Source organism: Streptomyces cucumeris, assembly GCF_024295805.1.
Classification (GTDB): domain Bacteria; phylum Actinomycetota; class Actinomycetes; order Streptomycetales; family Streptomycetaceae; genus Streptomyces; species Streptomyces cucumeris.
This window is the reverse complement of sequence record NZ_JANCLX010000010.1, coordinates 186,235-206,677: the sequence shown is the minus strand read 5'-3', so window position 1 is coordinate 206,677 and position 20,443 is coordinate 186,235. Positions and strand designations below refer to the sequence as shown.

The following is a 20,443-nucleotide window of genomic DNA, read 5'->3' as shown; positions in this document are numbered from 1 at the left end:
AGGAGTTCATGTGATGCTGCCCTGGAGGCATATCCCTGGTTTCCGCAGGTCCCGCAAGACCCGGACGGTCAGCAGGTCGCGCAGGTTACTGCCCGCGCTGGCCCTGACGGTCGTGGCGACCGCCGTACCCACCGCGGCCGAGGCCGCGAGTTCGGGTGCGGTGAGCAGCGGGTGGAACAACTATTCCTGCAAGCCATCGGCCCAACATCCCCGCCCCGTGGTGCTGGTGCACGGCACCCTGGGCAACTCCATCGACAACTGGCTCGGCTTCGCCCCCTACCTGGTGAAACGCGGCTACTGCGTCTTCTCCCTCGACTACGGCCAGTTGCCGCTCGTGCCCTTCTTCCACGGCCTGAACCGGGTCGACAAGTCGGCCGCGCAGCTGTCCTCCTACGTGGACCGGGTACTGGCCGCCACCGGCGCCCAGAAGGTCGACATGGTCGGACATTCGCAGGGCGGCATGATGCCCCGCTACTACCTCAAGTTCCTCGGCGGTGCGCCCAAGGTGAACGCCCTGGTCGGCCTGGCTCCCAGTAACCATGGCACCACCCTGTCCGGGCTGACCAAGCTGCTCGACTACTTCCCGGGTGCCGGCGATCTGATCGCCCGGGCCGCGCCGGGACTGATGGACCAGGTCGTCGGCTCCGACATGCTCAAGCGCCTCAACGAGGGCGGCGACACCGTCCCCGGGGTGCGTTACACCGTCATCGCGACCAAGTACGACGAGGTCGTCACGCCCTACCAGTCGCAGTTCCTGTCCGGACCCGACGTCAAGAACGTGGTGCTCCAGGACCTGTGCCGGACCGATATCTCCGAACACCTCGCCATCGGGCTGACCGACGGCCTCGCCTTCCACGAAGCCGTCAACGCCCTCGATCCGGAACACGCCACCCCGACGACCTGTGCGTCGGATGACTGACCCTTGACAGAAAGCGGTTGACGGCTCATCCCGCTAGCGGGTGGTGCGCCTTCCGAGGGCGTCCACGAAGCGGGTCAGCAGCCGTGCGAACGCCGCTCTGTCCGCTTCCGGCCACTCCTCCATCGCCTCGGCGAACACGGAGCGCCGGAAGCGGCGGACCTCTTCGGTCAGCGCGCGCCCTGCCTCGGTCCTGACGAGCAGGGCGCGCCGTCCGTCCGCCTGGTCCGCCTCCCGGCGCACCAGCCCGGCGGCCACCGCACCGGCGACCAGCTTGCTCGCCCGGGGCTGGTCCACGGCGAGGGCGGCGGCGATGCCCGAGACGGTCGCGGGGGTTCCGCTCTGCTCCGCCGCCTCGATGGCGTCGAGGACGTCGAACGCCGCGCCCCCGGTGTCGGTCCGCGGTGAGTGCCCGTTGGCCAGGCGCGCCAGGGACCTCCTGCTCTGACTCCGCCGGATGGCGACCATCGCCCGCTCGACCTCGTCGATGTGCTGTGCGCTGTGGTGGTCCATCGCTCCTCGATGCATAATCAATAACATCTAGTTGCTACTTTACATGCATCGCGGGGGAAGGCGGAGCCATGGAGGAACCGAAGCCGATCGGATACTGGCTCAAGCGCCTGGACGCGCTGATCGACGCGGACTTCGAGCGCGCCCTCGCGGGGAGCGGGCTGACCCGGCGCCACTGGCAGGTGCTGAACTCGCTCACCGCGGCTCCGTGCCGGACCGATGAGCTCTCCGCCGCCCTGCTCCCGTTCTGGGGCGAGGGGACGATCACCCTCGACGAGGTCCTGGTCTCGCTCCGCGGGCGCGGCTGGGCCGGCCGGGTCGAGGGGGAGGGCGGCCGCTGGGCACTCACCCCGCTCGGCGCCGAAGGGCGGGCCGAGGCGGCGGGGCGGGTCGGGGCCACCCGGCGGCGGCTGATGGACGGGGTGACGGCCGAGCAGTACCACGAGACCGTACGGGTGCTGAGCCGTATGGCCGCGAACCTCGAAGCCGCGCCCCCCGCCGCATAGCCGCCGGGGCCGAGGCGCTTATTCGGCGATCAGCTCGACCTCGATGTTGCCCCTGGTCGCCTTGGAGTACGGGCACACCTGGTGCGCCTGCTCGACCAGGCCGCGGCCCTTCTCGCCCTCCAGCTCCGCGGGCAGCTCCACGCGCAGCGTGACCTTGAGCCCGAAGCCGCCGTCGGCCTCGTCCTTGCCGATGCCGACCTCGGCGGTCACCGAGATGTCCTTGGTGTCGACCTTGGCCTGGCGGCCGACGAGGCCGAGCGCGCTGGCGAAGCAGGCGGCGTAGCCCGCGGCGAAGAGCTGCTCGGGGTTGGTGCCCTGACCGCTGCCGCCGAGCGCGGGCGGCATGGCGAGCGCCAGGTCGATCTGGCCGTCGGAGGTCACGGCCCGGCCGTCGCGTCCGTTGGCCGTGGCGACCGCGGTGTAGAGCGCATCCATGGAGACCATCCCTTTCGAGTCCTGTGCGGGTTCGAGCCTGTCGGCGTTCGGGGCCGAACGCCGACACGAAGTAGAGCACACAATTAAGTTGTGCACAACTAAAGGGTACGCTGGAGGTATGTCGCACCAGCCCCGCCCCGATCTCCTCCGGCTCGACCTCCAGCTCTGCTTCACCCTGCACGCGGCGTCCCGCGCCTTCGGCGGCGTCTACCGCCGGGTGCTGCGCGAGACGGAGCTGACCTACCCGCAGTACCTGGCGATGCTGGTGCTGTGGGAGCACGGGGAGATGCCGGTCAAGAAGCTGGGGGAGTATCTGCGGCTGGACTCCGGCACCCTCTCGCCGCTGCTCAAGCGCATGCAGACGGCCGGTCTCGTCCAGCGTGAGCGCAGCGCCCAGGACGAGCGTTCGGTGACCGTGCGGCTGACCGCGGAGGGCGAGGCGCTGCGTGAGAAGGCCCAGGACATCCCGCTGAAGGTGGGCGAGGCCAGCGGTCTCGACATGGAGGAGATGGTGGACCTGCGGACGCGGCTCCAGCGGCTGACGGCCACGCTGGACGCGGCGCTGGCCGAGGAGGCCGACGGCGCCTGAGCGGCGGTTTCTGGGCGGCGCCGGACATGGAGGAGCCGGTCCCGGGGGTGCCGTCAACAACCCCCGGAACCGGCTCCGGCCTGTGGCCCGGCATGTGGCCCGCGTCAGCCGCGGCGCCGCGCCGCCTTCCGGCGGCCGTTCGCGGTGAACAGCACCGCCGCCCCGGCCGCGAGGACCGCGGCACCGCCGATGGCGAGGGTGGTGGTGTTGCTGTCGCCGCCGGTCTGGGCGAGGTGCTCACCGCTGTCACCGGTCGCGGTGGGAGCCTTGGCGGCGTCGGCCCCGGCGCTCTTCACGCCGACGTTCTCGCCGGTCCGGGGCTTGTCCGTGTGCTCGGGGGCCTTCACGCCGTGCTCGGTGTGCCCGGCGCCGGCCGCCTTCGGCGCGTCGCCGCCGTGTCCCCGGTGGTCGACGGTCGACTTCGGGGCGCCCGCGGCGATCTGTGCGTCGTCCGGTGCGGACGCCTTCGGGGCCGACGCCTCCGGGGCCGTCTTCGGCGTGCCGGCTGTACGGCCGAAAGTCACGTCCGAGCAGGTGTAGAAGGCCTCGGGGCTGTCCGAGCGCTGCCACACGCTGTAGATCAGGTGGCGGCCGGACTTCTTCGGCACCTTGCCCTTGAAGACGTAACTCCCGTTCTTCAGCGTCGGGTCGGTGACCTTGGCGAAGGGCTTGGCCTCCAGATCGGACCAGGCCAGCCGCTTGGTCGGCTTGTAGCCGTCCTTGGTGATGTACAGCGCGAAGCTGCCCTTGTGCGGGGCCGTGGCCCGGTAGGTGAAGGTGCGGGTCCCGGCCTTCATCGCCGTGGCGGGCCAGTCGGCGCGCGGCAGATCCAGGCCCTTGTACTTGTCGCGGCCCGCGCTGCACAGCTTTCCGTCCGGGATGATCTGCTTGTGCCGCCCGGCGGCGTCGGCGATGTTGACCTCGTTCCAGTCGTACAGCGGCTGGGTGCCCCCGGCCGCCACCGCCGCCTTGCAGGCCGCCGAGACCGGGTTCTCCGGGCCCTCGGCGAAACACGCCGAGACCCGGCTGACCGGGTTCTGCATCGAACCGTGGGCGGTGGCCGGAGCCGCGTTCAGCGTGGTGAGGGCGAGCGGCACCACACCGAGTGCGGCTATCCGTGCGGCCTGACGACGAGCGGTCATCGTGGGGAACTCCTTCGCTGATGGGGGCGACGCGCAGCACGCTAGCCACGCCGATCAGGCGATTCGCCCCGCTTATGGCGGAGTTAAGGGGCAGCTCAGGCTGAGCTGAGAATGATGTCCGGTTCGAACCGGAGTGCGACCGTCCGCCGTGGTCCGCCCCTCCCGCTCCGCCGCCGGGGCGAGGCCGGGGACACATGCCGAGAATGGTTGCGGAGGGTCGTGTGCGTGGAAGGTGAGTGGCATGACCGGAACGAACTCCCGTACGAACGACACGGCCGGCCCCGGGGCGACGCGGTCCGGCCCGTCCGGCCCGCCCGCCCTGTCACGGCCGTCGTCGCGCAGGTCCGCCGTGGAGCTGATCGAGGCGGTCCTCGACCCGGGCACCCGGAGGTCCTGGGACGAACCGGTCGTGATCACCACCGAGGACCCCGACTACCGCGCCGACCTCGAGCGGGCGCGTGAGCGCACCGGGCTCGACGAGTCGGTGATCACGGGGGAGGGGCGGATCGAGGGGCGCCGGGTGGCGTTCGTCGCGTGCGAGTTCCGCTTCCTGGCCGGTTCGATCGGCGTCGCGGCCGGGGAACGCCTGGTCCGGGCGGTGGAGCGGGCCACCGAGGAACGGCTCCCGCTGCTCGCCGCGCCCGCCTCCGGCGGCACCCGGATGCAGGAGGGGACGGTCGCGTTCCTCCAGATGGTGAAGGTGGCGGCGGCGATAACCGAGCACAAGGCCGCGGGCCTGCCCTACCTCGTACATCTGCGCCACCCCACGACGGGCGGCGTCCTCGCGTCCTGGGGCTCGCTGGGCCATGTCACCGCCGCCGAACCGGGGGCGCTGATCGGCTTCATGGGCCCGCGGGTGCACGAGGCGCTCTACGGCGAGGAGTTCCCGCCCGGCGTCCAGGTCGCCGACAACCTGATGCACCACGGCCTGATCGACGCCGTACTCCCCGCCAGCCGCCTGGGCGGCGTGGCGGCCCAGGTCCTCCGCGTCCTGTGCGGAGACCCTGCCGAGGGCGGTGTGTCCGCTGCACCCCGACCCGCCGAGGGCGGTGTGTCCGCTGCACCCCGACCCGCTGGTGGCGGTGTGTCCGCCGGACCCGCGTCGGCCTATGGCGGAGACCCCGCCGGACCCACGCTCGCCGACGGCGGTGGGTCCGCCGGGCGCCCGCTGGCCGATGGTGGTGAGCCCGTCGGGTCCGCGTTGGTCGATGGTGGTGGGTCGGTCGCACCGCTTGCTGATGGCGGAGCGCCCGTGGTCTCGCCTGTCGACGGCGGAGACTCCGCCGGGCCTCAAGCCGTCGAGAGCGGTATGTCCGCTGAGCTCCCGCTTGCTGACGGCGGCGGGCCCGCCGGGCGCCCGCTGGCCGATGGCGGAGGCCCCGAAGCGTCCCAGCCCGCCGATGGCGGTGTGTCTGGTGCAGCCCCGGTTGCCGGTCGCGGTGAGCCCGCCCGGTCCGCTCCGGCGGTCGGGGGCGTCGCTTCGTCCGGTGTCCGGGCCGCGGGCGACGGGGCCTGCCCCCGGCCCGTGCCCACCGCTGAGGAGTCGATCCGGGCGTCCCGGCGGGCCGATCGGCCCGGGGTGCGGGATCTGCTGCGGGTCGCCGCCGAGGATGTGACCCCGCTCAGCGGGACCGGGGCCGGTGAGCACGACCCCGGGCTGCTGCTCGCCCTCGCGCGCGTCGGCGGCACGCCCTGCGTCGTGCTCGGGCACAACCGGCGCAGCGCGCGTGAGGGCGAGACCGGCGATGGGCCGGGGCAGGGTCAGCCGCTCGGCCCCGCCGGTCTGCGGACGGCCCGGCGCGGGATGCGGATCGCCGCCGAACTGGACCTCCCGCTGCTCACCGTCATCGACACCGCGGGCGCCGCGCTCAACCGCGCCGCCGAGGAGGGCGGGCTCGCCGGGGAGATCGCCCGCTGTCTCGCCGACATGGTGACCCTGCCCGCGCCCACCCTGTGCCTGCTGCTCGGCCAGGGCGCCGGGGGCGCCGCGCTCGCGCTGCTGCCCGCCGACCGGGTCGTGGCCGCGCGCCACGCCTGGCTGTCGCCGCTGCCGCCCGAAGGTGCCTCCGCGATCCTTTACCGCACCACCGAGCGGGCGTACGAGGTCGCCGGGCGGCAAGGCGTACGCTCCGCCGATCTGTTCGCCCAGGGCATCGTCGACCGGATCGTGGACGAGTCAGACGCGGAGGAGGGCCGCCCGGAGATCTTCCTGGACCGGCTGGGCCGTATCCTCGGAGCCGAACTCGCCGCCCTCCGCGCGCGGGGCCAGGACGAGCGACTGGCCGAGCGCCGGGCCCGGCACCGCCGTATCGGGGTGAAGGGGTGACGGGTTGACGGCGAATCAGGGCCAAACGGGCAGGCGGGCCGACCCAATTAGCGGTCTTAGGCATGCCTAACCTAATCTCGGGCCGTGAACGAGCATGATCCCGAGGCGGCGTCACGGCCTTCCTCCACCCCTGCCCGGCGGTCCGACCGGCTCCACCTCCTCGCCGTCAACCCCACCGACTCCGTCACCGAGGGTTTCCTCCCGGCGGCGGCGAGACTGGGGCTCGCGGTCACCCTGCTCACCGATCAGCCCGAGGCGCATGAACGCGCCTACGCGCGCGTCCGCGCGGCCGGGACCACGCCCCTGCCCGAACTCGCCGTCGAGCACTGCGACGTACGGGACTTCCGCGAGGTCATCAGCCGGGTCGCCGCCACCGGGCGGCGGCCCCGGGCGGTCTTCACCAACAGTGACCACCTCCAGGCCCAGGCCGCCCTCGCCGCCGAGTACTTCGCCCTCCCCGGCAAGGACTGGCGCGCCGCGCTGCGCACCAAGAACAAGGCCGAGCTGCGCCGCGCCCTGGCCGCGGCCGGTGCCGACGCCGTCTGGTCCACCGAACTCGGCACCGGACAGGACCCGTCCGACCTCGCCGGGCTCGACGCCCCCTACCCCTGTGTGGTCAAACCGCGCGAGGGCGTGGCCAGCGAGGACGTCGTCCTGGTCGCGGACGCGGCCGAACTGGTCGAACGGTGCCGCGCCATCCGGACCCGGCGGCCCGGGGCGGCGCTGGTGGTCGAGGAGTTCCTCGACGGTGAACTCCGCACCCTCGAAACCCTCGGTGACGGCCGCACCCTGCACGTCCTCGGCGGGTTCCGGACCGAACTCTCCCCGCCCCCGCACTTCATCGAGGAACGGCTGAGCCTGCTGCCCGCCCCGCAGCCCGAACCGCACACCGGCCAGGTGATCGCCCAACTGCGCGCGCTCGGTGTCGGCTTCGGCATCTGCCACACCGAATACGTCGTCCAGGGGGACCGGGCCCGGCTGATCGAGGTCAACTACCGGGCCATCGGCGACCAGTGCGACCTGGTGCTCGCCGACCTCCTCGGCGTCCCGCTCTTCGAACACGTCCTCCGCACGCACCTCGGCGAGCCGCTGCCGGACGACCTCGGCGCGCGGACCGACGGCCGGGCCCGGCTGGAATACGTCGTGGCGGACCGCCCCGGACGGCTGGTCTCCGCCCCGGCGGCGACCGTGAGCGAGCGCACCGGCGTACGGCTGGACTACCGTCCCCTGCGTGACATCGGCGAGGAACACCCGCTCCACCGCACCAACCGCGACTTCCTCGGCGTCCTGCGGGCGACCGGCACCGACCAGGGGCTGATCGACGCCGCCGTGGCGGAGTTCCTGGCCGCCCACCGATGGGAGATCGCGTCATGAGCGGGGTGACCGGGACGTCCGGGACCTCCGAGGGCGCCGAGGAGGAACTCCTGGGGCGGGTGGTGGACACCCTGCTCCGCGAGGACGCGTACCGGCTGCGCACCCGCGCCCGCGCCGTACGCCGCGCGGACGGGGGCGACTGGCTGCGGATCGCGCTGGAGGGAGGGGAGTACGTGCTGCTGCCGGTGGAGGAGGACGGTTTCCAGTGCGAGATCCGTGCCCGCCGCCCGGTCCGGCTGGAGGTCCGGCCGGCGTCCGCACCCCCGCCGGACGCGGCGGACGTGCCCGGCGCCGAGGCCGTCACCGGGCTCGACGCGGTCCTCGGGGTGTTGCGAGGCGTGGTCCCGGCCGAGGACCGGGCGGGCTATGACGCGTTCGTCGGCGAGTGCCGGCAGGCGCTGGACACCGCGCTGTTGCACGACCGCGTCCGCCCCGCCGTCCTCGACCGGCTGACCACCCGCCACGGCCCCCTGCCGCCCGCGCCGGGCCCCGGCTGGACCGGGATGACCGGGGCGCTCGCATACGAGACGCTCGCCGCCTTCCGTGACCACCCCGTCTATCCGACCGGCCGCGCCCGCTCCGGCTTCGACGAGTCCGCGTTACGCGCCCACGCGCCCGAATTCCACCCCACGTTCCCGCTGCGCTGGATCGCCCTGCCCCGGGAGGCGGTCACCGGGGATCCCGCCCGGCTGCCGGGGTGGTGGCCCACCCCGGCCGGGCTCGGGCTGGCGCGCGGTCTGGACCGTACGCATCTGGCCGTTCCCGTTCATCCGCTCACCGTCGGCCGTCCGCTGGCCGACGCGCTGCGGGAGACCGGGCTCGACGGCTCCGCCCGGCTGGCCGAGCGCGCGTACCTCGACGTCGTGCCGACGCTCTCGATGCGGACCGTCGCCGTCGCCGACGACCCCCTGGTCCACCTCAAACTGCCGCTCACCACCGCCACCCTGGGGCTGCGCAACCGGCGGACCGTCAAACCCGGCACCCTGACCGACGGCGAGGTCGCCCAGCGGCTGGTGGAGGCGGTGATCACGCGGGAGCCGCGGTTCACCGACACCGTGCTGCTCGCCGATGAGACCACCCATCTGCACGCCGGGCACGAGCTGCTGGCGACCCTGGTGCGCCACTATCCGCCCGGTCTGGAACACACCCGGATCGTGCCGCTGGCCGGGCTGCTCGCCCGTACACCGGACGGCGGGCTGGTGGTGGACGCGCTCGCCGACCGCTATTACGGCGGCGACCTCCATGCCCTGCTCGACGCCTACTACCGGCTGCTGTTCGACTTCCACACCACCCTCTTCGCCCACGGCGTCGCGCTCGAGTCCCACCAGCAGAACACCTCCCTGGTGTTCGAGGACGGCCCCCCGGGCGCCCGCACCGGCACCCGCCTCCGGCTGCTGATCAAGGACCACGACGGTCCGCGCGTCCACGCGATACGGCTCGCCGCGATGATGGGCGGGGGCGAGGCGGCCGATCTGTGCGGGTTCGACGACCGCAGAATCCTGACCGGCGGCGATGTGCCGGTGACCGATGTGTTCACCACCATCACCGTCCATCTGTGCGCGGCCGCCCCGGCGTTCGAGCTTGCCGCGCTCGGCCGGGCACCCCTGGACGATCTGCTGGGGCGGCTGCGCCACCGGCTCACCGAGGCCGTGGACCGGATGGCCGGGACCCGGCCGGGCGCCACGGCGGATCTGCTGCGGGCCCGGCTGCTGGACGCGCCACGACTCCCGGTCAAGGCGATGGTCACGGCGGGCACGCTGCTGCCCAAGGAGCGCACCGGCGCCGCCGACATCAACAAGCACTACGTCACCGGGCCCAATTACCTGCTGCCGCGGGGGAGCGGCGGATGACCACCGAGCCGCCGGGCGGTTTACCCACCGGACCCGCCGGACCCACCGGACCCACCGGACCCTCCCGGCTCACCCGACCCACCGGACCCTCGTACCGTTCCCCGTCCACCACGCCTCCCGCCACCCCCCTCCGCACCCGCTGGAGCCGCCCGATGCCCTCACCCTCCTCCCCGTCCGCCTCCTCCACGTCTGCTCCCGGCGGCGCCGCCACCGCCGTGGCCTCCGCCGATGAGGTGGCCGCCCACACCCTCCTGAACTGCCTGCTCCGCGAGGTGTCCGGCCCGGAGCACCAGACCGTCGTCGCCGACGGACGGCTGCGGCTGCGGCTGCCCCGCTGCGGGGCGCTGCTGAGCGTCGGACTGCGCCGTACCTCCCTCATCGGGGCGCACCGGTTCACCGGACCGGTCAGCGAACAGCGCGACGGCACCTGGACGGAGGTCACCTGGCACGGTCTCGCCGAGCGCATCCACCGGGAGCTCCATCTGCGCACCGGTGTGCGCAACGACGAGTTCCTCGACCAGGTCGCCTCCAGCCACGCCGGGATGACCGCGGCCCTGGAGGAGCGGGGCAAGGCCACCGGGCGCGCCGCGGACGACGCCTATCTGGCCTCCGAGCAGTCGCTGTTCTTCGGCCACCGCTTCCACCCCACCCCCAAGGCCCGCACCGGAAGCGCCGACGCCTGGTCGCGGTTCGCCCCCGAGGCCGGGGCCCGCTTCCCGCTGCACCACCTCGCCGTACGCGAGGAGTTCGTCCGGGAGGAGTCCGCCGTCCCCGGGGCCCTGGCCGCCCTCGACCGGCATCGGCCGGTGCCCGACGGCTACCGGCTGCTGCCCGCCCACCCCTGGCAGTACGCCATGCTGCGCGACCACCGGGCGCTGCGGGCGGCGCTGGGCCGCGGCGACGTACTCGACCTCGGGCCCGGCGGACGGGACTTCGCGCCGACCGCGTCGGTCCGCACCCTCTACGACGGCCGGGACTTCCTCAAGTTCAGCCTGAACGTGCGGATCACCAACTGCCTGCGCAAGAACGCCGACTACGAGCTGTCCGGTGCCGTCGCGCTGACCCGGCTGCTGGAGCCGGTCGCCGCCGACCTCGCCGCCCGCTTCCCCGGCGCCGACATCCTGCGCGAGCCCGCCTACCGCACCCTCGACCTCGGCCACCGCGAACTCACCGAGGGCTTCGGCGTGATCGTCCGGGAGGGTCTTGCCGCCCGGCTGCGGCCGGGGCTGACCGGGCTGCTGGCGGCGGCCGTCGCCGACGAGTACCCGACCGGCGGCGCCCAGGTCTCCCGGCTGCTCGCCGGGGCCGGGCCGGACCATGCACTGGCCTGGTGGCAGGCGTACCTCGAGCTGCTCGTCCCGCCCGTGCTGGCCGCCTACTTCGACCACGGCGTGGTCCTGGAACCCCACCTCCAGAACGTGGTCATCGGCGTCGACGCCTCCGGCACCCCGCGACAGGTGCTCTTCCGCGACCTGGAGGGGACCAAGCTGCTGCCCGGACCCCATGCCGCCGCGCTCGCCGCGCTGCCCGCCGCCGTCGCCCGCCCCATGAGCTACGGACGTGAACGCGGCTGGGACCGGGTGGTGTACTGCCTGCTGGTCAACCACGTGGCCGAGATGGTCGCCGCGCTCGCCGACCGCCACCCCCGGCTGGAACCCGCGTTGTGGTCGGCGGTCCGCCGGGTGCTGTGCGAACGCTCCGCCGCCCATGACGACCCGCCCCCGCTGCGTGCCCTGGTCGCGGGCGTCCCGCTGCCCGCCAAGGCCAACCTCCTCACCCGCTGGGCCCGCAAGGCCGACCGCGAGGCGGGCTACGTCCGTATCGCCAGTCCGCTCGCCTCCGCGCTGCTGTCCGAAGCGGCCCACGTCATCTCGCCCGGGAGCAGCCGATGATCACCCCGTCCGTCATCGACCGCGCCACCGACCTCGGTGGGGACGACCTGCCCGCCTACGTCTACGACCTCACGGCGCTCGCCGACCACGCCCGCGCCGTACGGGAGGCGCTGCCGCCCGCCGTCGAGCTGTACTACGCCGCCAAGGCCAACCCCGCGCCGCGCGTCCTGACCGCCCTCGCCCCCTACGTCACCGGCTACGAGGTGGCCTCCGGCGGTGAACTGGAGCATGTCCGCGACGCCGTGCCCGGATGGCCGCTGGCCTTCGGCGGACCGGGCAAGACCGCGACCGAGCTGCGGCGCGCCCTGAAGCTGGGCGTGGAGCGCTTCCACGTCGAGAGCGAGCATGAACTGCGGCTGCTGGCCGCGACCGCCGCGGCCGGCGGCCACACCGCCGACGTCCTGCTCCGTGTCAACCTGCCCGTGGACGACGGGGAGCTGGGCGGTGCCGCGCTGGCCATGGGCGGCCGCCCCAGCCCCTTCGGCCTCGACCCCGACCGTATCGAGGACTGCCTCGGCCACTTCGGCCCCGGCGGGCCGCTGCGGCTGCGCGGGATCCACGCCCACCTCGCCAGCGGACTCGACGCCCCCGCCCAGGTCGCGCTGGCCGGGCGGATCACCGACTGGGCGCGGGAGCTGTCCGACCGGCACGGCCTCGCGCTCACCGAGGTCGACGTCGGCGGCGGGATGGCTGTCGACTACACCCGCCCCGAGGTCCGCTTCGACTGGACGGCCTACGGCGAGGGCCTGGCCGCCGTCGCCGACCGGAACCCCGGACTGACCCTGCGGATCGAACCCGGGCGCGCGCTGACGGTCTACTGCGGCTGGTACGTCACCGAGGTGCTGGACCTCAAGCACAGCGGCGGAGAGGCGTTCGCGGTGCTGCGCGGCGGCACCCACCACCTGCGCACCCCGGCCACCAAAGCGCACGACCAGCCCTTCCGGGTGCTGCCCGAGGACCGGTGGGACCACCCGTGGTCACGCCCGGCCATGACGGGGGAGCCGGTCACGTTGGTCGGCCAACTGTGCACCCCCAAGGACGTCCTGGCCCGCCGGGTCCCGGTGGACGCACTCCGGGTGGGCGACCGGATCGCGTTCGCCCTCGCCGGTGCCTACGCCTGGAACATCTCGCACCATGACTTCCTGATGCACCCGAGGCCGGGCTTCCACTACCTGGGCGGCTGACCGGTGACCCCGCTCTCTCGGGCTCGGTTCCCGGTGCATGCCCGCCCCGGTCCTGCTTGGCTGGTGACTCTGGCGATCACAGGAGGTCGATTCGTATGGCGCTCACGCACTGGGGATTCATCTACACGGCGGACGGCAGCGCGGCAGGCGGCGATGTCAGCGTCGTGGACACCGGTACATGCCGCACGGTGCTCGTCGGGGTGGAGAAGCCCGAGGAGGGTATCGAGGTCGCGCGCCGCCTGGTCGGCGAAGGTGTGCAACTGATCGAGCTGTGCGGGGGGTTCGGGCCGGTATGGGCCGGGCGTGTCATCGAGGCGATCGACGGCGCGGTCCCCGTGGGCGTGGTGGGCTACGGGCCCGAAGCGGTCGATCAGGTACACGCGATTTTCTCCTGACCTGTGCCGCCTCCTTCATTCCGAAGAGGGGAGAGGCTTCCGCCACCGCTCAGCCGGAGACCGCGCGCAACGCGCCCGACCGCCGTCCGGTCAGCCGGTCGAGCGCGGCGGACGCCGCCTCGTCGGCGGGGAGGTGGACAACCAGGAGCTGCTCGTCATCGGCGGGCAGCTCCAGCGTCTCGAAGGCCAGGCGCAGTTCGCCCACCTCGGGATGGACCAGGCGCACCACACCGTTGGGGCGCGGCAGGCCGGGGAGGGTCCGTACCCGCTCGGCGAAGGCGGCCCCGGCGGTGATGGTCAACTGGTCGGCGAGCGCGGCGATATGCCGGTCCGCGCGGAACGGGCCCTGCTTGAGGGCCGCGACCTGGTCGTCGGCGACCCGGTCCCAGTCGGGGAAGGCGGTGCGCGCCCGGCTGTCGGCGAAGACGAAGTGCGTGAGGTTGGGCGGGCCGCCGTCGCAGCCGTCCAGCAGCCCGATGGGCCGGGCCAGCCGTTCGTAGCCGTCCGTCCAGGCGAGGGCCTCGCTCAGCCGGTTGAGCAGTACGGCGGGGGCGGGCTCCAGCCGGTCGAGCAGCGCTCGCACCGTGGGTCGCACCGTATGGCCCGGCGGTGTGCCGCCGTTGCAGCTGACGCCGCCCTCGGCCCCCTTGGTGAGCCGGTGCAGATGGATGCGCTCGCCCGGAGTCAGCCGGAGGGACCGGCCGTATGCCGCCGCGGACTAGGCCCGGCGGATCTCATCGGGCGATGCCCGGAAATCCGGATGCGCCCGCCGGGGCGGGGTGCCAGGCTGCGCGGATGGACCGACGACAGATCTCCCGGCTCGCGCACGCCGACCACCCCATCGCCGCACCGCTCGCCGACCCGACGGTCGAACGGCTGCTGGAGCGGGCCGTCGCCGACCGGGCGCGAGTGCTGGACCTCGGCTGCGGACAGGCCACCTGGCTGCGGCGCGCGCTGGCGCTGCGGCCGGGGGCGGTGGCCGAGGGTGTCGACACCGACGGCGCCGCCCTGGAGCTGGGGCGCGCCGCCGCGGAGGAAATCGGCGTCGCGGACCGGCTGGTGCTGCACGAGGGCGATGCCGCCGCGTTCCGCGCCCCGCACCGGTTCGACACCGTCCTCAGCGTCGGTGCCACCCACGCCTTCGGCGGTCTGCCGGCCACGCTCGCCGCGGCCCGGGACCATCTCGCCCCCGGCGGCCGGGTCCTGATCGGTGACGCCTTCTGGGAGCGCGAGCCGGGGGCCGCGGCGCTGGAGGCGCTGGACGCCGTACCGGAGGACTTCGCCGACCTGGCGACCACCGTGGACCGCGTGGTGGCCGACGGCTGGACACCGGTCTTCGGCCACGTCAGCACCCTCCAGGAGTGGGACGACTACGAGTGGAACTGGACCGGTGCGCTGGAGCGGTGGGCACTGGACCACCCCGGGGACCCCGGCGCCGAGCCGGCCCGCGCCGCCGCCGCCGAGCACCGGGACGCCTGGCTGAAGGGCTATCGCGGCACCCTCGGCTTCGTCACCCTGCTGCTGCGGCCGACGACGGCCCCGTGACCGCGCCGCTGTCAGCGGCGGCTGGCAGCATCGCGGTATGGGAGCCGAGGACACCACCACCGCCTACTGGGACTCCGCCGCGGCGGACTTCGACGACGAGCCGGACCACGGGCTGCGCGATCCGGACGTCAGAGCCGCCTGGGCCGCGCGGCTGCGCGACTGGCTGCCCGGGCGGCCGCCCGGCGAGCCGCTCGACGTACTCGACCTCGGCTGCGGTACGGGCAGTCTGGCGCTGCTGCTGACCGAGGACGGCCACCGGGTGACCGGAGTCGACCGGTCGGCGCCCATGGCCGAGCGCGCCCGCGCCAAACTGGCCGGGACCGGCGCCACCGTGCTCACCGGGGACGCGGCGGCGCCCCCGGTGGCGGAGCGGGCCTTCGATGTGCTCCTGGTGCGCCATCTGCTGTGGCTGCTGCCGGAGCCCGCGGCGGTGCTCCGCCGCTGGGCGCGGCTGCTGCGGCCGGGCGGCCGGCTGGTGCTGGTCGAAGGGCGCTGGGGGGAGTCCGATCCGGTCGGACTGACCTCGGCAGAACTGACGCGGATGGTCGCGCCGTTGGCGGCCCGCACTCGGCTGGAGCAGCTCGGGCCAGAAGCGGCGCTGTGGGGCCGGGAGGTGCACGACGAGCGCTATGTCCTGGTGGCCGACCTCGCCCGCACCGCACGGCACAGCGAGATCGTCGACGTCCATCTGATCCTGCGCCGGGGCGGGGAGGTCCTGCTCGGCCGCCGCTCCGGCACCGGCTACGCCGACGGGCTGCTGCACGCCCCGTCCGGCCATGTCGAGGACGGCGAGGACGTACGGGCCGCCCTGATCCGCGAGGCCGAGGAGGAGACCGGGGTCGTCCTCGCACCCGGCGAGGTGCGGGTCGCACTGGTCATGCAGCACAAGTCGCCCACGGGCACGGCCCGCACCGGCTGGTTCTTCGAGGCGGACGCGGAGACCGGGCCGGGCGGCGGTCATCAGCCGGTCAACCGGGAGCCGGACAAGTGCTCGGAGCTCGGCTGGTTCCCGCTGGACGCCCTGCCGGACGACATGGTGGCCTACTGCCGCGCGGGTCTTGAAGCGTACCGGGCGGGGGAGCGGTTCGTACTGCACTGGCACGAGCCGGGCGACAGCATCGGGTTCGATCCCGCGGGCCCCGACCGGCTCGTCCCCCTGCCGGTGTCACCTCCGGATCAGGCCGCCAGCTCCCGGACATAGCGCCACTCGGTGACGGCGGGCGCGTAGCCGAACCACTTGTTGATCGCCAGCATCGGCTGGTTGTCGCCGTCGTTCCCGGTGAACGCCTCACGGCAGCCGGCCGCGCGGGCGCGGTGCAGCGCGTCGTGCTTGGCCAGCTTTGCCAGCCCCCGGCCCCGGAAGGCGCGCGGCGTACCGGTCATCCCCGACCAGTAGCGGCCCCGACCGTCGGTGTGCGCCACGCTGTACGCGGCGACCGCCCCGTCCACCACGGCCACCGTGGTCAGTTCGCGGTCCAGCGCGGGGTGCTCCCAGACCAGGGCGATCCACTGGTCGTACGGCAGCCGTCCGGCGGCCACGTCCCCCGGCTCGTCCTCGGTGCACTCCGCGTCCGCCTCGTACAGCGGACGCGGATCCCCGGCGAAGTCCGCCGCCGTGCGCAGTGCCACGCCCTCCGGCAGCCCGTCCGGGGCCAGCGGCGGCAGCGCGGCCGTGGTGAGGTCGAGCCGCTGGACCCGGGAGGACCGGCCGCGCCGGTAGCCCCGGCGTTCGGCGAACGTCACCGCGTGCGGGGCCTCCACGGTCCAGGCGAAGACCTTGGCGGCCCCCAGCCCGGCGAGCCGCTCCTCCGCGGCGGTCACCAGGGCCGAACCCGCGCCCCTGCCCAGGAAGTCCGAGCGCACCGAGGTGTTGGCGAAGGCGAGTCCGGGCTCCTCGCTGTCGTGGAAGACACCGATCTCGGACGAGCCCACCACCTCACCGTCCGCCTCGGCGACCAGCAGCCGGTACTGACGGTCCGTCGGGGAGCTCGCCACCTCCCACGCCACGGTGGACGCGGTGGTCACCAGATAGGGGAAGGCGGAACGGCGCGCCGCTGCCACGGCCTCCGCGTCGGCGGGACGGAACTCGCGCACGATCATGGTCATGGTGTCGCAGGCTACGGTGTCCCCGCCCGCGGTGCCCCCCGTTTTCCGGACACCGGTGTGACGTCACACCACGACATCGGACAATGGGCAGGACACGTCCTGCCGCCCGCACCCATCACATGCCGAGGAGCCCCGCGTGGCCTTGCAGATCACCGTCGACCCGGACGCGGCGACCGCCCCCTTCGAGCAGCTCCGCGCCCAGATCGCCGACCAGGCCCGGTCCGGCGCGCTGCCCGTGGGCTACAAACTGCCCACCGTGCGCGGTTTCGCCGATGAGCTGGGGCTCGCGGCGAACACGGTCGCCAAGGCGTACCGGGCGCTGGAGGCCGACGGTGTGATCGAGACCCGCGGCCGGCACGGCTCCTTCGTGGCGGCGGCGGGCGACGCGGCCCGGCGCCAGGCTGCCGAGGCCGCCCGGACCTACGCCGAGCGGGCGCTCCGCCTCGGCCTGGACCGCGCGGACGCGCGCGCCGCCGTCGAGGACGCGCTGCGCGCCGTCTACGACGCCTCCTGAGCTCCCACATCCGTACCGCGTCACCGCCCCATCCGTCCCCGTTCCCGACCAGGAGTCCCCCCATGGCCAGCCGGAAAGCCCTCGTCCGACGCCCCAGTCCCCGCCTCGCCGACGGACTGGTCACCCATATCGACCGCAAGCCCGTCGATCCGGAGCTCGCCCTGCGGCAGTGGGAGGACTACGTCGCGGCCTTGCGCGCCCACGGCTGGGAGACGGTGGAGGTGCCCCCGCTCGACGACTGCCCGGACGGGGTGTTCATCGAGGACACCATGGTCGTCCACCGGAACGTGGCGCTGATCGCCCGCCCCGGCGCCGGGTCCCGCAGGCCGGAGACGGCCGCCGCCGAGGAGACCGTGACCGCCCTCGGCCTCTCGCTCAACCGGATCCGGGAGCCGGGAACGCTGGACGGCGGTGACATCCTCAAGATCGGCGACACCCTCTACGTGGGGCGCGGCGGCCGTACCGACGGCGAGGGCGTACGGCAGTTGCGCGCGGTCTTCGAACCGCTGGGCGCCCGGGTGGTGGCCGTCCCCGTCAGCCGGGTGCTGCATCTGAAGTCGGCGGTCACCGCCCTGCCCGACGGGACCGTCATCGGCTATCCGCTGCTGGTCGACGACCCCGCCGCGTTCCCCCGCTTCCTGCCCGTCCCCGAGGAGTCCGGTGCCCATGTGGTGCTGCTGGGCGGCGGACGGCTGCTGATGGCGAAGAGCGCACCGCGCAGCGCCGAGCTCTTCGCCGATCTCGGCTACCAGCCGGTCCCGGTGGACATCAGCGAGTTCGAGAAGATGGAGGGCTGTGTGACCTGCCTGTCCGTACGGCTGCGCGAGCTGTACGGCTGAACGGCACCGGATCTCAGTAGCCGTAGCCCCCGCCGTAGTCCCCGCCGTCACCGTCACCGTCGTTGTCGAATTCGCTGCGCGGGACGGTCCGGTCCTCCAACGCCTTGCGGGTGATCGGGCCGTAGACGCCCGGGGAGTGGTCGCCGTCGATGTCCTGCTCGGACTGGAAGTCGGCCACGGCGTCCTCGACGCGCCCGTCGAAGTCGCCGTCCTCCTCGCCCTCGTAGTACCCGACCTGCGCCAGCCGGCACTGGAGGTCGGCCACCTCGGAGCCGCTGTCGCCACGCCGCAGGGTCGCCGGTCCGGCGGCCGCGGGTGGTGCGGGCGGCTCCGGCGAGGCACTGGCCGACGGGGTGGCGGGCGGGCTGGACGACGGTTTCTTCGAGGGTTTCGGGGGCTCGGCGGGCCGGTGCGAAGGGGACGGCGAACCCTTGCTCCGGGAGGGGGAGGGGGAGGCCGAGGGGGACGACGCGGAGGGGGCCGGGCTGCTCGGGGTGACTCCGGCCGTGGGGCTGTGGTGCCCGGCGGGCGGCGCCGCGCGGTCCTCGCCGCCGCCGTCCCCGGCGAACATCCCGCCCGCGAAGGCGATGACGCCGAGCAGGGCGCCAACGGCGGCCGCGGTGATCAGCGCGCCGGGGTGCTGCCGCCATACGGGCCGCCGGGCCGGGGCCGCCTCCTCGTCACCGGTCTTCTCGCCGTCCACAGGGTCTTCCCCGTGGACGAACGCCCCGTCCCCGTGCTTGTCCTGGGCGTGGTCGCGGCCGCAGGAGCATTCATAGACGATGGCGGTGGGACCGCCCCAAGTCCGTATGGCCGGATCGTGCTCATCGCTGGAGGGCGCTTTGACATAAGGCGGGACCCGGAGTGAGTCGAGATCCCGCATCCCCTCCGGCTCCGGTGTTGCATTATCCAACGGTCGGCCGCCTTCCTGTGGAGCTGCCGGTGATTATGCAGCTTTTCGGATGGCGTGACCATGTCGTGCCGCCTGGTGGACGCTGATCGTCACAAGAACATTATCGGCCACGTCATATGGGCCCTGACGATGCTCACGGAGATGACAAATTCACCTCCGTGAACCCCGTCCCCGGCTCACAGATACAGCCCCGCGTCCGCGTCACCCGGCTGGACCGGTACCGACGCGGGCCGGGTGCCGCGGCGCAGCGCGAACAGCTCGGCCAGGGTGGCGCCGTCCCGGCCGACCCCTTCCTCGGTGCCGAGCCAGCCGACCGCCTCCGGGCGGGTCAGCTTGCCGACCTCGATCCGGGCCAGACAGCGGCCGGGCCGGACCACGGCCGGGTGCAGCCGTTCCAGATCCTCGTTGGTGGTCACTCCGACCAGGACGTTCCGCCCCTGGCCGAGCAGACCGTCCGTCAGGTTCAGCAGCCGGGACAGCGCCTGGCCCGCGGTGTGCTTGGCCTCGCCGCGGATCAGCTCGTCGCAGTCCTCCAGCAGCAGCAGCCGCCAGCGGCCCTTGGCCGAGCCGTCGTCCTCGCCGATCGCGATGTCCATCAGATAGCCGACGTCGGTGAACAGCCGCTCCGGGTCCAGGACGCAGTCCACCTGGCACCAGTCCCGCCAGGAGCGGGCCAGGGTGCGCAGTGCCGAGGTCTTGCCGGTGCCGGGCGGGCCGTGCAGCAGCAGGAGCCGCCCGGCGATGTCATCCGGGGTGACCTTCATCAGCCCGTCCATCGCCTCGGCGACCGGCGCGGTGTAGTTGCCGCGGATCTCCTCCCAGGTCCCGGCGGAGATCTGCCGGGTGGTGCGGTGCGGACCGCGCCGCGGCGAGACGTACCAGAAGCCCATCGCCACGTTCTCCGGCTGGGGCTCCGGCTCGTCCTCCGCGCCGTCGACCGCCTGTCGCAGCACCTTCTCGGCGAGCGCGTCGTCCACGGCGGTCACGGTCACGTCCGCGCCCCGGTTCCACCGGGACACCAGCAGCGTCCAGCCCTCGCCCTCGGCGAGCGTCGCGCTGCGGTCGTCGTCACGGGCCGCGCGCAGCACGGTGGCCGAGGGCGGCAGCAGCGTCACCCCGGACTTCACGCGGTCCACGGAGTGGCTGCGGGCGTACGGCTGCTCACCGGTGGCGAAGCGCCCGAGGAAGAGCGCGTCGACGACATCCGACGGCGAATCGCTGTCATCGACGTTCAGCCGGATCGGAAGGGACTGTTCGGCGGGTGTCGTGGGCAGGGTCTGCCTCCTGGAGACGCGGGTCGGTGCGTCGGTCAGGCGCACCCGCCCCATGATCCAGCACGAGGGGCGTCCACGCACCGGGGTTTGTGGCCGTTTGGCGAACGGTTCCGAAGAACCCCACCGGAATGGG

At 73.5% G+C, this 20,443-nt stretch carries 20 protein-coding genes; 13 read left to right on the top strand and 7 right to left on the bottom strand.

Annotated elements, in window-relative coordinates; genetic code table 11:
• Window positions 1–13: 13 nt before the first annotated feature.
• Window positions 14–919: an esterase/lipase family protein gene (locus tag NMK44_RS17805; RefSeq protein ID WP_254744144.1), complete on the top strand. Its 906-nt coding sequence runs from the start codon at window positions 14–16 to the stop codon at window positions 917–919.
• Between the two features lie 33 nt (window positions 920–952).
• On the opposite strand, the gene NMK44_RS17800 is transcribed toward NMK44_RS17805, so the two are convergent.
• Window positions 953–1,429 (bottom strand): MarR family winged helix-turn-helix transcriptional regulator, encoded by a 477-nt coding sequence (locus tag NMK44_RS17800; protein WP_254744142.1) that lies wholly within the window; start codon window positions 1,427–1,429, stop codon window positions 953–955.
• Between the two features lie 68 nt (window positions 1,430–1,497).
• Between NMK44_RS17800 and NMK44_RS17795 the strand changes: the two genes are divergently transcribed.
• Window positions 1,498–1,932: a winged helix DNA-binding protein gene (locus NMK44_RS17795; protein WP_254744140.1), complete on the top strand. Its 435-nt coding sequence runs from the start codon at window positions 1,498–1,500 to the stop codon at window positions 1,930–1,932.
• Between the two features lie 18 nt (window positions 1,933–1,950).
• Here NMK44_RS17795 and NMK44_RS17790 read toward each other — a convergent pair whose 3' ends face one another.
• The gene (locus tag NMK44_RS17790) at window positions 1,951–2,367 is read right to left on the bottom strand and encodes an organic hydroperoxide resistance protein (RefSeq protein ID WP_302888332.1); all 417 of its coding nucleotides are present in this window, start codon (window positions 2,365–2,367) and stop codon (window positions 1,951–1,953) included.
• 118 nt (window positions 2,368–2,485) lie between these two features.
• Here NMK44_RS17790 and NMK44_RS17785 point away from each other — a divergent pair, with 118 nt between their 5' ends.
• Window positions 2,486–2,956 (top strand): MarR family winged helix-turn-helix transcriptional regulator, encoded by a 471-nt coding sequence (locus tag NMK44_RS17785; protein ID WP_254744136.1) that lies wholly within the window; start codon window positions 2,486–2,488, stop codon window positions 2,954–2,956.
• Window positions 2,957–3,060: 104 nt separating this feature from the next.
• Here the strand turns inward: NMK44_RS17785 and NMK44_RS17780 are convergent, their stop codons facing one another.
• Window positions 3,061–4,098 carry a lytic polysaccharide monooxygenase auxiliary activity family 9 protein gene (locus NMK44_RS17780; RefSeq protein WP_254744134.1) on the bottom strand — a complete coding sequence of 346 codons (1,038 nt, stop codon included), beginning with the start codon at window positions 4,096–4,098 and terminating at the stop codon, window positions 3,061–3,063.
• A gap of 241 nt (window positions 4,099–4,339) precedes the next feature.
• On the opposite strand from NMK44_RS17780, the gene NMK44_RS17775 reads away from it, so the two are divergent.
• The 6 genes from NMK44_RS17775 (at window position 4,340) to NMK44_RS17750 (ending at window position 13,119) form a co-directional block, all read left to right on the top strand.
• Window positions 4,340–6,424, top strand: a complete 2,085-nt coding sequence (locus NMK44_RS17775) for a carboxyl transferase domain-containing protein (RefSeq protein WP_254744132.1) — start codon at window positions 4,340–4,342, stop codon at window positions 6,422–6,424.
• Between the two features lie 84 nt (window positions 6,425–6,508).
• Entirely contained in the window at window positions 6,509–7,798 is a 1,290-nt protein-coding gene (locus NMK44_RS17770) for an ATP-grasp domain-containing protein (protein ID WP_254744130.1), read from the top strand.
• A complete protein-coding gene (locus NMK44_RS17765) occupies window positions 7,795–9,648 on the top strand; it encodes an IucA/IucC family protein (protein ID WP_254744128.1) in 1,854 nt (617 codons plus the stop codon). The genes NMK44_RS17770 and NMK44_RS17765 overlap by 4 nt, the downstream gene beginning before the upstream one ends.
• Window positions 9,649–9,800: 152 nt before the next feature.
• On the top strand, window positions 9,801–11,540 hold the full coding sequence (locus tag NMK44_RS17760; protein WP_254744126.1) for an IucA/IucC family protein: 1,740 nt from the start codon (window positions 9,801–9,803) through the stop codon (window positions 11,538–11,540).
• The gene (locus tag NMK44_RS17755) at window positions 11,537–12,724 is read left to right on the top strand and encodes a type III PLP-dependent enzyme (protein ID WP_254744124.1); all 1,188 of its coding nucleotides are present in this window, start codon (window positions 11,537–11,539) and stop codon (window positions 12,722–12,724) included. The genes NMK44_RS17760 and NMK44_RS17755 overlap by 4 nt, the downstream gene beginning before the upstream one ends.
• Before the next feature lie 95 nt (window positions 12,725–12,819).
• On the top strand, window positions 12,820–13,119 hold the full coding sequence (locus NMK44_RS17750; RefSeq protein ID WP_254744122.1) for a DUF6506 family protein: 300 nt from the start codon (window positions 12,820–12,822) through the stop codon (window positions 13,117–13,119).
• A 49-nt stretch (window positions 13,120–13,168) separates the two neighbouring features.
• Here NMK44_RS17750 and NMK44_RS17745 read toward each other — a convergent pair whose 3' ends face one another.
• The gene (locus NMK44_RS17745) at window positions 13,169–13,702 is read right to left on the bottom strand and encodes an MmyB family transcriptional regulator (protein WP_254744120.1); all 534 of its coding nucleotides are present in this window, start codon (window positions 13,700–13,702) and stop codon (window positions 13,169–13,171) included.
• A gap of 212 nt (window positions 13,703–13,914) precedes the next feature.
• Between NMK44_RS17745 and NMK44_RS17740 the strand changes: the two genes are divergently transcribed.
• Both NMK44_RS17740 and NMK44_RS17735 read left to right on the top strand, forming a co-directional pair.
• Window positions 13,915–14,664, top strand: coding sequence for an SAM-dependent methyltransferase (locus NMK44_RS17740; RefSeq protein ID WP_254744118.1), 750 nt, complete (start codon window positions 13,915–13,917; stop codon window positions 14,662–14,664).
• A gap of 37 nt (window positions 14,665–14,701) precedes the next feature.
• Window positions 14,702–15,865, top strand: a complete 1,164-nt coding sequence (locus tag NMK44_RS17735) for a methyltransferase domain-containing protein (RefSeq protein WP_254744116.1) — start codon at window positions 14,702–14,704, stop codon at window positions 15,863–15,865.
• Here NMK44_RS17735 and NMK44_RS17730 read toward each other — a convergent pair.
• Window positions 15,841–16,770, bottom strand: a complete 930-nt coding sequence (locus tag NMK44_RS17730) for a GNAT family N-acetyltransferase (protein WP_254744114.1) — start codon at window positions 16,768–16,770, stop codon at window positions 15,841–15,843. The genes NMK44_RS17735 and NMK44_RS17730 overlap by 25 nt on opposite strands.
• A 136-nt stretch (window positions 16,771–16,906) precedes the next feature.
• Here NMK44_RS17730 and NMK44_RS17725 point away from each other — a divergent pair, with 136 nt between their 5' ends.
• Both NMK44_RS17725 and ddaH read left to right on the top strand, forming a co-directional pair.
• Window positions 16,907–17,284 (top strand): GntR family transcriptional regulator, encoded by a 378-nt coding sequence (locus NMK44_RS17725; RefSeq protein WP_254744112.1) that lies wholly within the window; start codon window positions 16,907–16,909, stop codon window positions 17,282–17,284.
• A gap of 62 nt (window positions 17,285–17,346) precedes the next feature.
• Entirely contained in the window at window positions 17,347–18,123 is a 777-nt protein-coding gene (ddaH, locus tag NMK44_RS17720; RefSeq protein ID WP_254744110.1) for a dimethylargininase, read from the top strand.
• Between the two features lie 13 nt (window positions 18,124–18,136).
• On the opposite strand, the gene NMK44_RS17715 is transcribed toward ddaH, so the two are convergent.
• The gene (locus NMK44_RS17715) at window positions 18,137–19,006 is read right to left on the bottom strand and encodes a peptidoglycan-binding domain-containing protein (RefSeq protein WP_254744108.1); all 870 of its coding nucleotides are present in this window, start codon (window positions 19,004–19,006) and stop codon (window positions 18,137–18,139) included.
• 206 nt (window positions 19,007–19,212) lie between these two features.
• On the bottom strand, window positions 19,213–20,391 hold the full coding sequence (locus NMK44_RS17710; protein ID WP_374215285.1) for a DUF5925 domain-containing protein: 1,179 nt from the start codon (window positions 20,389–20,391) through the stop codon (window positions 19,213–19,215).
• Window positions 20,392–20,443 lie beyond the last annotated feature (52 nt).